Source organism: Paenibacillus sp. FSL W8-1187, from assembly GCF_037965485.1.
Lineage (GTDB): Bacteria > Bacillota > Bacilli > Paenibacillales > Paenibacillaceae > Paenibacillus_O > Paenibacillus_O pasadenensis.
Genome location: NZ_CP150181.1, coordinates 4,772,728 through 4,785,353 on the forward strand (window position 1 = coordinate 4,772,728; position 12,626 = coordinate 4,785,353).

At 56.6% G+C, this 12,626-nt stretch carries 11 protein-coding genes; all 11 read right to left on the reverse strand.

Features of this window, described 5'->3' with window-relative positions:
* Window positions 1-73: 73 nt before the first annotated feature.
* The 11 genes from NYE40_RS20690 to NYE40_RS20740 all read right to left on the reverse strand — a co-directional run bounded on the left by NYE40_RS20690 (window position 74) and on the right by NYE40_RS20740 (window position 12,626).
* Entirely contained in the window at window positions 74-2,149 is a 2,076-nt protein-coding gene (locus NYE40_RS20690) for a hypothetical protein (RefSeq protein ID WP_028598711.1), read from the reverse strand.
* On the reverse strand, window positions 2,146-4,008 hold the full coding sequence (locus NYE40_RS20695; RefSeq protein ID WP_028598710.1) for an ATPase, T2SS/T4P/T4SS family: 1,863 nt from the start codon (window positions 4,006-4,008) through the stop codon (window positions 2,146-2,148). Before NYE40_RS20695 ends, NYE40_RS20690 begins: the two co-directional genes overlap by 4 nt.
* Entirely contained in the window at window positions 4,005-4,844 is an 840-nt protein-coding gene (locus NYE40_RS20700) for a hypothetical protein (RefSeq protein ID WP_043111219.1), read from the reverse strand. Before NYE40_RS20700 ends, NYE40_RS20695 begins: the two co-directional genes overlap by 4 nt.
* Window positions 4,845-4,858: 14 nt before the next feature.
* The gene (locus tag NYE40_RS20705) at window positions 4,859-5,566 is read right to left on the reverse strand and encodes a hypothetical protein (RefSeq protein WP_028598708.1); all 708 of its coding nucleotides are present in this window, start codon (window positions 5,564-5,566) and stop codon (window positions 4,859-4,861) included.
* Between the two features lie 11 nt (window positions 5,567-5,577).
* Complete coding sequence (locus NYE40_RS20710; RefSeq protein ID WP_043111218.1) at window positions 5,578-6,699, reverse strand: SAF domain-containing protein; 1,122 nt, start codon at window positions 6,697-6,699, stop codon at window positions 5,578-5,580.
* Between the two features lie 47 nt (window positions 6,700-6,746).
* Window positions 6,747-7,358 carry a hypothetical protein gene (locus tag NYE40_RS20715; protein WP_028598707.1) on the reverse strand — a complete coding sequence of 204 codons (612 nt, stop codon included), beginning with the start codon at window positions 7,356-7,358 and terminating at the stop codon, window positions 6,747-6,749.
* A gap of 2 nt (window positions 7,359-7,360) precedes the next feature.
* Window positions 7,361-7,531 (reverse strand): hypothetical protein, encoded by a 171-nt coding sequence (locus tag NYE40_RS20720; protein ID WP_156876707.1) that lies wholly within the window; start codon window positions 7,529-7,531, stop codon window positions 7,361-7,363.
* An 83-nt stretch (window positions 7,532-7,614) separates the two neighbouring features.
* Window positions 7,615-8,559, reverse strand: coding sequence for a ParB/RepB/Spo0J family partition protein (locus NYE40_RS20725; protein WP_028598706.1), 945 nt, complete (start codon window positions 8,557-8,559; stop codon window positions 7,615-7,617).
* Window positions 8,507-9,334, reverse strand: a complete 828-nt coding sequence (locus NYE40_RS20730) for an AAA family ATPase (RefSeq protein WP_028598705.1) — start codon at window positions 9,332-9,334, stop codon at window positions 8,507-8,509. Before NYE40_RS20730 ends, NYE40_RS20725 begins: the two co-directional genes overlap by 53 nt.
* Before the next feature lie 283 nt (window positions 9,335-9,617).
* Window positions 9,618-11,162, reverse strand: coding sequence for a 23S rRNA (uracil(1939)-C(5))-methyltransferase RlmD (gene rlmD / locus NYE40_RS20735; RefSeq protein ID WP_028598704.1), 1,545 nt, complete (start codon window positions 11,160-11,162; stop codon window positions 9,618-9,620).
* 546 nt (window positions 11,163-11,708) lie between these two features.
* Window positions 11,709-12,626, reverse strand: coding sequence for a diacylglycerol kinase (locus NYE40_RS20740; RefSeq protein WP_028598703.1), 918 nt, complete (start codon window positions 12,624-12,626; stop codon window positions 11,709-11,711).

A 12,626-nucleotide genomic window follows, 5' to 3' on the forward strand; every position in this document is an offset into this window, starting at 1 on the left:
GTACAATTCTCTCCTTTGATTGGGGGGATAAAAAAAACGCCTTCCCGCTGATAAAGGAAAGCGTCTGTATGGGTTACTGGATGCGTTGAAGCTGATCGTAGTACACGGTCATCTGGCGCAGGCTGACGACGACAAGCGGAATGACCAAATACCCGAATATCAGTATCATCAAGGGGGCAAACCCGATCCAGCGGCCCCAGCCTGCCTTTTGTTCAATTAACTGTTCATACTCCTGCTTGCGCTGCTCCCGCGCAAACGCCTGCTCTGCTTCGAGATCGTCGAATGCCTGCCGGATCGTCAAATGCTGCGAAGCCATTTCCAGCTTTTCCACGATCCGAACAAAGGGCAGAAACGGTGCATCTTCTTTGAGCTGCGCAAGCGCCTGCTCCTCACCCTGCTCAAAGTGAAGAAGGCAGGATTGCAGTGGCTCCTTGAAGACGCGGGCGAACTGCTCCATCCATAGCAAAAGCTGTTCAACCGACATCCCATCCATCCCGGCGAGCATGGCAATCACGGCCTGCAACTGATCCACCTCGTGTTTCATCTCCATCTGCCGCATACGCCGCTGGAACAGTCGAATACCAACTGGCAGCGTGTACCCACCCCATCCTGCGGCGAAAGCCAAAAACGCTTCCCACCACGCCAGAAAAGGCTGATTCAGCTTCTCCAGCTTGCCCAGGATGCGCCGCGCCGCCTCTCGAAGCTGATCCTCCTTGACCTGTGCAGCCGGGTCCTTGCGCAGCAGGCTGATGACGCTATTTTCGCTTCGCGGCCTCACCTCCTTTAATTGATCGAGCATCCTGCGATCCAGCGCGGCGGCTTCCCGTGCCTTCGTTTCCTCCTCCGGGGACAACTGCCCGAAAAGTGTTCCCGGCTTCACAGGTGCATACAGCACCTGATGCCGCTCCGCTGCATGCAAGGACACGAATAAGCCCAGCACCGCCAAAAAGGCTGCGAACCCGGCCACGATCCGCTGCACGTAAAACCATTCGAGACGTAAGGGAGAGGTTGTATCCTTGAGCAGCCGGGTTATCCGTTCCGCTTCTCGCGAGCCTGAAACCGGCCCCAGCCGGTGGGCCAGCCAGCGCACCCACGGCCAGCCATAGACCCGTTGCTCCCATCTTTTTCGGCTGGTGGTGGTGGGCCTTGCGGTCGCATCCAGCTCCGACAGGTTGCGCAGCAGCTCGTAGCAAAGCCACACGACGACAAGCAGACAGAGTTTGGCGGCCCAACCGAAAGCGCTGGCGTAGAACGTGTCCATTGCCGGAAAAAAGTGGCTGGCCCAGGCTTCAATCGGACGGGTAAACAGCAGCGGCAGCAGCGCGATAACGGTCAGCCCCTGTAATAAGAAGCTGAGACGCTCGCGACGCAGCAATTCCAGATTCAGTTCGATGGACAGCTTTTCCAGTCCCTTGAGGTAGACCGAACCGCTTTCCGTTTGCTGATCGCCATGCTCTTTGATGAGATACGACAATCCCGCAAAGCCCTGCAAATAGCGATTAGGGGCATGCTCCACATATTGCGCCAGTTTATCTTCGGCGTCGCTGTCCGTCAGCATGTCGAACAGCTCTTGCCCGTGCAGCGCCATTTCATACGGCGCGCTGTCAGCCGATTCATAGACGGCTTCATCCACCATCCCGTGACGATGGTAATGATGTCTCACATCCCCAAGAAACAGACGAAGTTGTCGCAGCAGCCGCATTTCGAGCCGATAAACACCCATATCCGAGAGGATGCCGTGGCCGACCCAAAGACCAATGCCGAGCATCGCCAGCGTGTAAGGGTCGCGCACCGCCAAAACAAGCGGAATCGCGGCCAAAAACAGGACAAGCCACATCAAGAGCGCCGATTTCATCACCTCAAGCCGCAGCTTCCATTCGTCCCCGAGCCGCAGGATGACCAATCGCCTGCGAAGGTGCTGCAAGTACATCCTTAAAACCGGCATCTGCTCGCAAACGCTGTATAGCTGCTGCATGAAACTGTAAACCGCCTGCTTGCGAGGCGCTTGCCCCGGCTTACGCAGCGCTTCGTAGCGCCGGACTGCCGCCACCTCCGAATCACGCCGGGACAGCCACAGGAAGGCCGCGACAGCGGCAAGAAAGAGCACGGTTGCGATGCCGAGCAGAGGGGAGAGCCATTCCCGAATCAAGTCTCATCCCCCCAATGGGATGCCAGAAACGCATCAAAGACGGCCTGATCGGGGCCGCCCAAGTATTCCGCAATCTCGCAGCGACTTTGCTCGGACAGGGGATGAACGGCAACGTAACGGCCGTCGCGGCATTCAACGAGATTTCGGGCGGTGTACAGCGGACGATCCGTCGAGCGGCGGAAGTATTCGAGCGTCGTTTCCATAAAGGCTGCCATCCGTTCGTCCTTTGTCATTTTCCCGCGAAAGGCTTCCGGGTACGCCGTCTCCTGCGGCACTGGGACACATTCCGTAATGCGCTCGATATAGCGCCGTCCGTCCAGGTCGCGGCGGAGGTGAATATCGAAGTTGACGACGCTGACGACCTGCTGCTCCGCCACACGCTCGTTCGTAAACACCTTTGTTTTCAACAAGGAATTGCGGAGAGACAGCACAAGGTCACGGAAGGTTTTGGCGTGATGCGTGAACAAGGTGAATAATGACGCCACCTGTGCCATCTGAACCATCCAAGCGGCGACCGGGTCGGTCGCTACCTCGCCCAAAATATTGACAGAGCCGTCCGTCTTCTTCTGGATGTCCAGCCCCTGTTGACCGGAAATCGTCTCGGTTTCGCGCAGGCTGACGATGTTGCGTTCTGGATAAATTTTGCGCAATTGAAGCTCAAAGCTCATTTCCTGTACCCGGATGGGCAGCACTTCTGGAATATGGCGCACCATCGCCATAAGCAGCGTTGTTTTGCCGCTGCCCTGCGCACCGGTAATCGCGGTGATCCGCGCACCCGATACCAAGTAACGAATGAGGCCAATCGGCAAATCCGCGCCTTCGTCCTGAATCAACTGCTCTAGCGTCGCGCTTTGCACGTCGAATTTGCGCACAAAAAAAGCCCACGATTCACTGAATCGGGGGCGCAGCACGACGACGCGGGAGCCGTCTGCCATTTCATTGACCTTAAATCCGTTCGCCTCGGACAACTGGCCGGGAAAATTGTGCTTATAGATGATCTGGCAAACGCGCCGCAGTTCCTGCTCGGAGCCGAAGGACAAGAAGCTCAGGTGAATGGACTTCCCCTTGTAAAACAGCCATACGCTGTCATGCGAACGGGGCAGCAACTGAAGCTGTGCGTCCTCCTCCAGCGACCATTCGCCCTCCCACATGAGCGGCGGCAGACCAGATACGCCCCCGGATACACCGTCCACACGCATGTCGCGCAGCTCGTCCACGACGCTGAATCCCTTGTAATGCTGATAAATCCGCTGGACGACAAGCTGGAGCTTATCGTCCGTCGTCAAACGCGGCGCTTCACGGGCGAAGACGCTACGAATATCCTCCACCGTAATCCGGTACGTTTCAAGCTGGCCTTCCTCGTTTCGTCTTTGCCGATCCCATTCATAGGTTTGAACGAGCCGGTCGAGCGCATGAAGCCCGGCTTCCTTTTTATATGTGTAAAGCAGAATATCAAACTGGTCTTGCGCGGAGAGGGACTCCGGCTGATGAAAAGGCAGCAGGAGGTTCAAATGCGCATCGTCCAGTTCATAGCGCTGCGCGAGCAGGTCGGCAATGATCTCCTTGACGTATTCCTTGTCCCGCAGATCACCGGAGGTGCAGCCCCGCAGCGCCTTTTTCAGCTCCGCCCGTTTGCTTTTTCGGCGGCGGTATTCTTCCTCCGACAAACCGAAGTCGGCCAGGTTGCTGCTGGTTAACTCGTGTAGCGTTGCTTTTACGAAAGTGGTCATCGCTTCCAGCGTATATACCGATGTGTCGTCCGTCCGTTCCGGCAATCGTCGGCTCAGGCGCAAATAAAGGAAGAAGATTGAAAGCAACAAGAGCGCGATCAGGATGAAGGCATTGAGCATAGCCGTCATGGCGTGTCGCCCTCCTTCCCTCCGAAAAGGGGCTGTCTTGCGCCTGCGCTGTCGATCACAGCCTGCGCCAATCGTCGCACCTGCTGCACGAACAGGTGGTTCTCGTGACCGCTTGCTATCTTCCTGTTGCGAAACCAGAAAGGATTCGCTTCTCCATGCTGTGCCGCATCCATCCAGCCTGTATTATGTGCAACAGGGTACACGGTCGGTCCTATACGGAATTGACGCATGAGATTTTTAGAAGTGAGCGTCGAATAAGGGTCGTACTGTCCGAACACGAGCAGCGTTCTTCGGCCTTGAAGCATCGCTGCTTCTGCCGATTGAAAAAATCGCTCTAGAAGGAGACGGTTTTGCGGCAGGCAGACGACCCATACGTCGGCCTGCCGCCGCAGCATTTCGTCCCAAGCCGACCCGCTGCCGCTCCCCCCATCCAACAGCACTACATCGTAAGCGCGGCGGGCAACCGCAAGCAGCGGTGTGAGCCATTCTTTTGCCGTTTCGATAAAGATATCCTCTTGCTTGATGGAGCCGTGCAAAATATCCAGGCGATCCCGCAGCAACGGATGGGCATAGTCACGCAGCATGACAGGCTCCAGCTTGCGGTTTTTCAGCAGACGCAAGAGCGCATCAATTCCCGTGTCCGGGGTATGCATGTCCTCTCTTCCGGCAGGTCGATAATAGGCTCGTTCGACAGCAGAGTAACTGCTTAGCAAATGCCCAAGCAACAGCAATCGCGCCGAATATTCCAAACCCATGCACGTCGCCGCGGCGAGCAGATTAGTCGTTGTCCCGGCCTGACCGGATACAGGACTCCAAAATACAACGGTAGCTCCCATAAACGTTCTCCTTTCTACCACACCCGCACCCGTTTACGAGCGATTGCCCAGGCTCGTCGCGCTGTCTTGCGGTCGAAATCGCCAAGCTGCTCCAGCATCGTCAGCAGCATCTCGCGAAACGCCCCGGTCAGCCCGCGAAGGTCGATGCGGCCGTGGTGTTGATTGTTCAAATCGACGGCTGCATCGCGTTCGTCCAAAGGGAAGCGAAACACCGTAACCTCCAACTGGATATGCCGCAACCGCTTTTCGGCTCGCCACGCTGCCAACTTTCCCGGTATGTCAGGGGAGAGCAACTCGAAAAACGAGACAGGCTCTTCCGTGTTCTGTAAGCCGAGACGAATCATCAGTTCCTCGTTTTTCTCCAGCGATAACCGCCTTCCATCCCAGCACCACACCCGCTTATCAAACTGGGACAGGTTGTGGTGGAAAACAAATTCCGTATGGTCAGTGTCCACCAGCATGATGTCGTATGCCGGTGTCGTCCCTGCCTGTGCCAAGCCTCGTTCAAGCTGTTCGGGAGTGAGATAGCCGTAGGCCACATCCATACCTTCATAATCCTGAACGGCGCTATTGGCATAGGCGTGCGGCAGATAACCCCGAATCGACTGCGTGACGGTGGAATCTACCAACAGCACTTTATTCCCCAACGACACAAGTAAGCGGCCAAGCACCAACAAAGCATGCGTCTTATCCGCTACGCCGATAAAAACAATTTTTTTCATATCCGCACTCCTCATTGATTGAAGATATTTTCCCACTTATCTTCGCTTGCCGGAGGCGCTTCGGTTGCAGGAGGCATACCCGATGGCTGCGACGGCGAAACGGCAGGAGGGGGCGTCTGTTGATTTTTCGGAGATTGCGTAGCTGCTGCTCCAGCAGCATCACTCACGCTAGGCTGCGGACCATTCGTCGAAACTGCTGATTCTCCAGACTGCGGTGTGCCTACTGGCTGTGTTCCGCTCATGGCATTAGCCTGCCGCGTCGTCATCCGTTCGTTTTGCAACTGCTGCTGCACGGTTACACTACCGCTGGTGACGCGAAGCTTGTCCGAGTCGCTGACCGCCTTCAAATTGCCATCCAGCGTTTGACGCAACGCACGGGCAAGTTCGATTTTTGCGGTTTCGAGCAGATTGGGATCAACCGCCATCAGGTTCAATACCTTCTGATTGGCCGGATAGTTGACCACAGCCGCTTCCTGTAAGCCCGGCTCGATGTACGGGAGGGCATACAACCGCGCTCCCTGCAAGTACGCATCAATAATAGCGCTGGACGTTTGGAGGATGTCCATCTCATTCAGTTCCAGCCATACAACCGTACCGGACAGCTCCTGTACCTTCTTTTTAGATAAGAGAACAAAGTCCTCGCCGGTTGGAAAGCCGATGCGAACGTCTATATATTGGTTAGGCTTGAGATTAGAGGGAAGCTGAATGACCTGAAACTCCTGTATGCGCAAATCCTTCGGAATGGGCTGCCCTTCGTACAATAAAGAGGAAAGCAGCGGCGTTCCTGGTGCAAGCTCGATTTTGGCGTTTTTGCCGATGATGCTTTCCCGGTCGGTGATGACGCCCGGAGGAACCAAACTGACGGGCATCGGAACAGCCTTGAGGTCATCCGCTTTGAGCGAGACGCCTGCCGGTATTGTTTTTGCAGTCGTCCAGACATTTCGGCTGTTTTGCTGCTCCTCCTTTCTCAATTGCTGAATCTGCCGCTCATACTCCTCTTTCATTTGTTGCTGCTTTTGCTGCTGATCAGTGTGCTGCATCAGCATATACAAGGCCGCTGCTACCAGAAGCGCCACGCTGATCGCGATGGCTCCCATGATGAGCGTCTTGCGGTGTCGATACGTCCATGACATCGTTCACGATCTCCTTTCATTTATATAGAAGATACCTTGCGCTTCTCTTAACGCGCTTCGCCTCGCGGACGCGGCTTTGATGGGGCTTGCTCCGCTTGTCGTTGTGCCAGCTTCTCGGCCGCCCATGTGGGCGTATGCTCCGGCTTCAGGAACCCCATCAGGTCTTCCCGGTTATAGCGGTATTCATCGCCGGAATAGAGGGTTTCCGCATAGACCGCCCGCCCACGTGAGTTCCCGGAGGCACCGAAGCCTCCCGTTACCCAAATCAACTGATGGTCTGTCGTGCGAAATTCCGGCCGCAACCAATCCAAACGGGTCACAACAATTCTGCCGCCGAGATCATCGTCACTTTTGATGGGCAGGCATTGGTCGGGTTGAATGGGAGGCATCGGCTCCGTGATCGTAGCGCGCTCGGTCTGGAGTTTCTCGATTTCCCATTGCAATAGCTTGGTAAATTCCTGCATTGCGACCAGGTAATCCGCATATCCTTCTGCACCGAAATACTGATCGATGCCAAACAAATTATTCTGCGAGCAGTAGCAAACCAAATAGGGCTTTTCGGTATTCGTGATGTCGATGCCTAAAACAACCTCCACCCTGCCAATGGGCAGCGCTTGATAGACTTCGTAGTCACCGGCCATTCGTTTCTCTTGCTCCATCGTCAGCCCTCCCGGTTCATTTTGTGGTCACGTTTCTTGTGCCAGCCTTCGGCTACCTGAGCCTGCTTGCGCAGTTGTGCTTCTTCCTCCTCGGATGGCCTACTACGCGCAAAACCCGGCTTTTCTTTCATCAGACGTTCATACTGACGCCGTTTTCCTTTCGTAAAGTCCATTGATGACCTCCTCCCCGAAAATGGGCATAAAAAAAGCTCTCCGTCAGAGGAAAGGGCGCATGAACAGGGCGGCAACGGGGGAATTACCGTTCGTGCTCCCTTTGCCGCCTTTTGTACCAGTTTTCCAGCAGTTGCACGATTAGGTCTTCCTTTTGTTTTTCCGAGAAATCTCGTGGGAAAAAGCGGTCGATTCGTTCTCGCTGAATACTCATTTTTTCTTTCTGATTCGGCTTTTCCTCCGTCAGTATGGTGTAAATGACATCTGTATTCAGCCTGCCTTCTTGACTCATCTTTTTCATACGCTGAGCCTGAGCAAGTGAAGGCGTGCAGTCCTCGGCCTGCATGGTCTCGAATAGGGCTTGCTGTTCTTTCTCGGCCAAGTAAGATAACTCAACGGCAGGATTAAAGGCAATCCGTTTGTCGTCTACCATTTCGAGAATGGGAGGAGTGAGTTCGGTTAGGCGAACGTATCTAAATATTTGGTTTTTGCTTTCGCCCATCTGTTCTGCTAATATCTCGCTTGATTTCTTTGCAGCAGACTTGTTCCCAACTTGGGAACGAGTTAAATCTGTTCGTTGTCCTTGTCTGTTCATAGCTTCCAATTTCATTTTGTAGGCAAAAGCTTTTTCACTCGGAGAAATATACTCCCGTTGCAGGTTGCTATCCACCATGATGATCGTCGCTTGATCGTCATCCAACTCGCGAACGAGACAAGGAATTGTTTCCATACCAGCCAATTCGCTTGCCTTCTTTCGACGATGGCCGGATACCATCTCGTATCCACCGCCTGCCTTTGGCCGAACTAAGCCGGGAACAAGGACACCATACTGCTTGACACTATCCGCCATTTCTAACATCGCTTCATCCGCCCTTACCTTAAAGGGATGACCGGGAAATTCACTAATTTCAGCCAATGGAATATCCATCACCTTTTCCCGTTGCGAATCGTTGCGGCTTGCCTCAGTCGAGAATAAATCATCGACTTTGGTCAGTTTTATGCTGGCGAGCCGATCTTCTTTCGCTGCCAATATCCTGCACCTCCTTCGTAAGTGCAGCGTAGGCTTTAGCAACCTGTCCGTTCGGATCGTGGGCAAAAATGCTCTTGCCCTTGGCGCTAGTTTCTGCCGCGCGGATGGACAGGGGGATTTCTGTATTGAATACACGCAGCTTATCCCCATAATCCCGACGCAACACGAAAGAAATGTCTTTGGCGAAATTGGTTCGGCTGTCTACCATCGTGAGCAGCACACCATCCACAGCCAGCTTCGGATTAATTTGCCGCCGAACGCGGGCAACCGTCTGCAAAAGCTGCGTCATGCCTTTGGCGGGCAGGTAGTGCGCCTGTACCGGGATAATGACGCTATCCGCCGCTGCCAATGCGTTGATCGTCATCATGCCCAAGCTCGGCATACAGTCGATCACGATAAAATCGTAATCTGCTTTTACGGAATCGATGTATGATCGCATAATCGTTTCCCTGCTCATCGTATTGACGAGCGCCACTTCGACTGCCGATAATTCGATGTTTCCCGGCATCAGGTCGATACCTTCGTGATGGTGCAAAATACCTTCCCTCGGCGCATATGGCTCCTCCGTCATGCCTTTCACCAACATCGTAGCCAGTGAAACGGATAGACTGTCCGGTTCATGGAAGCCTAGCGAATCCGTCAGGTTGCCCTGCGCATCCGCGTCCAACAGCAGAACCTTCTTGCCTTCCGCCGCCAAGCCAATACCGAGGTTGACCGCTGTTGTCGTTTTGCCGACGCCACCTTTCTGATTGGCGAGAGCGATTACTTTGCTCATCCAACAACTCTCCTTTCACGCAAAAAAGCCGACTGCGCTGAACATTCAATAGTTCAGACAATCGGCTTTTTTGAAAAGTATCTATATAAAAAGAGAACGCCCCAATTTTTGGACGCTCTCTTGGATATTCTCAAATTCAATTAGAAGTCATCAGATGTGTCTACCCATTTCAAATCCAACACAATAGAAACCTCGATTTTATCATTCAATGTCTTACTTCTAAACTCGTTTTCCTCAATATTAAACGACGCATACTTCGCAGAATACTGATAATTCAGGACTTCTAGGAATCGACCCGACATATTCCTACCACGCACTCCACATGACTCGTATGCGGGAACATATCCACCGGCTGGACTTCCACCGTCCGGTACCCGCCCGCCTCCAGCACCTGCAGGTCCCGCGCCAGAGTGGCCGGGTTGCAGGACACGTAGACAACACGCTCCGGCTGCATCGCCAGAATCGTGTCGAGCAGCTGCTCGTCGCAGCCTTTGCGCGGGGGATCGACGACGATGACGTCGGGCCGGATGCCCTCCGAGCGCCAGCGAGGAATGACGACCTCGGCCGGTCCCGCCTCGAACGAGGCGTTGCCGATGCCGTTCAGCTCGGCGTTGCGCTTCGCGTCCTCGATCGCCTCCGGCACGATCTCCACCCCGTACACATGCCCCGCCCGACGAGCCAGGAACAGCGAGATCGTGCCGATGCCGCAGTAGGCGTCGATGACGTTCTCGCGGCCGGTCAGGCCGGCATAGTCGACCGCAGACTGGTACAAGCGCAGCGTCTGCGCCGGGTTGACCTGGTAGAACGACCGCGCCGAGATGGCGAAGCGGATGCCGTCCAGCTCGTCGTAGATGACGTCGCTGCCCCACAGCGTGCGCGTCTCGTCGCCGAAGATGACGTTCGTCTGCCGCTTGTTGACGTTCTGCACGATGCTCTTCACCTGCGGCAGCGCCTCGCGGATGGCCGCGATCCAGTCCTCGACGCGCGGGATGCGCGGCCCGTTCGTGACGAGCACGACCATCATCTCGCCGGTGACGAAGCCGGTCCGCACGACGACATGGCGCAGGATGCCCCGCCCGGTCGCCTCGTCGTAAGCGGAGATGCCGACGCGGTTGCCGATCGCCTTGACCTGGCGTACCGCCTCGTCGTTGTGCTCATGCTGAATGAGGCAGGCGTCCATGTCGACGATGCGGTGCGACCCGCGGGCGTAAAAGCCGCCGATCAGGCTGCCGGCCGCGCCGTTCTCCAGGTCGGCCATCGCCATGCCGATCGGCACCTGGGCCTTGTTGCGGTAGCGCCACGGCTCGTCCATGCCGATAGTCGGATGGACGACGATGCCGCCTTTTCCAACCTCCGCCCGATCCGCTCCGCTCTCGCCTGCTCCGGCTGCGCTCGCATCAGCGCTCGATCCACCGTCGCCTACTCCAACCCCGGCTCCGCCGGCCGCAGCTCCCGCCGCGCGCTCTCCCTCGCTCCGCACATGCAGCTTGCCGATCCGCTCCAGCGTATCGACGACATGCTGCCGCTTCCAGACGAGCTGCGCCTCGTAGCTGAGATGCTGCAGCTGGCAGCCGCCGCATTGCTTGTAGATCGGGCACGGCGCGTCGACGCGGTCCGGACTGCTCTGCAGCCACTCGATCGGCTTGGCATAGCCGTACGTCTTCTTGACCTTGAGCACCTTGGCCTTGACGCGCTCGCCGGGCAGCGCGCCCTGCACGAACAGGGTGAAGCCGTCGGCGCGGCCGACGCCCTCGCCTTCATGCGTCAGGCCGGTGATGTCGAGCGTGACCGTTTCGTTCTTTCCGACCGGTACGGTAGGTTTCATCATTCATTCATCCGTTCTCTATGCGTAGTAAAGGCTTGCAGGCAGCCCGGCGCCTAAGGAGGCGAGGACGCGTGCAAGCCGTTGAAATTGGAGTCGAGCTTCGAGCTTTCATGGTGCTAATGATTCGTGGTGTCGTTAGCGGCCCCTTTTTCGAGCTCTTCCCATTTTAACGACGAATGATGCTGTTAGAGTGACGAATTAGGGTTGAAAATGGGAAAAACGGGCTTCCGCACGCGTCTAACAAGCTCAGGAGTCGTAAGAAATCGGCGTTCCCTCAAAAGGGGCTTCTAACGAGCTGACTCGTCGTTAGACCGCAGGCGCTAACAGCTCAAGCTCAAGAACTATGGCCGGTTCAACTGCGCCTGCGTTCTGCGCCGCAGAGAGCCGGCGAAGCCGGCGGAATCAGCCGACTCGCAGGACTCAGCGGATTCGACGGACTCAGCCGACTCGGCGGACTCGCCGGACTCAGCGGCTTCGCCGGACTCGGCGAAGCCGGCGGGCGGAGCCGCCCAGCTGCCTAGCTGTGCCGCGCCCGAAGCCAGCGCCGCCTCAATAATGCGTCTTCCCTTCCTCGTCGACGAAGATGTTCAGATGCGAGGGCAGCACGGTGAACGTGCACGGCAGCGTGCCGCCGTACTCGCCGTCGAGGTTGAGCTGGGCGTAGTCCGGCGTCGTGACGGTGAGGCGGTTCGTCTTGAAGTGCAGGATGTGCGAGTCGTTGAAATGCTCGCCGCGCAGCGCGAGCGTGACGATGCGGATGAACTCGGCCAGGTTGCACTTCTTGAGCACGAGCACCTCGAACAGGCCGTCGTCGAGCGTCGCCGCCGGGGCGAGCTTCTCGAAGCCTCCGACGGAGTTGCTGTTGCAGATGAGGAACAGCATGATCTCCTCGTGGATGTCCTCGATGCCGTCGCCCTCGATGCGCAGCTCCATCGGCCGCAGGCGGGTCATCTTCTCGAGACCCTTCATATAATAGGCGAGCTGCCCGATCATCGTCTTGAGCTTGCTCGGCACCTCGTAGGTGAGCTCGGTGAGCGAGCCGCCGCCGGCGATGTTGATGAAATACTTCTTGCCGGCGCGGCCGACGTCGATCGGGCGGCTGTACTGGCGGGTGATGAGCTCGCACGCGTACTCCAGGTTGCGCGGGATGCCGAGCGCCCGCGCGAAGTCGTTGGTCGTGCCGACGGGCAGGATGCCGAGCGGAGGGCGGTTGGGCTTTTCGCCGAGGCCGTTGATGACCTCGTACAGCGTGCCGTCGCCGCCGGCCGCGATGATCATGTCGAAGCCGCGGTCCGCGGCATCGGCGGCGGCCACCGACGCGTCGCCTTCGCCGCAGGTCGCATGCGTGCTCGTCTCGATGCCGCCCCGCTCCAGCAGCGTCAAAATCTCGCCGAGCCGCCTTTTCATCTCCTCGCGTCCGGACGTCGGGTTGTAGATCAGCCGCGCTCTCTTGTATCCGCTCGTCAT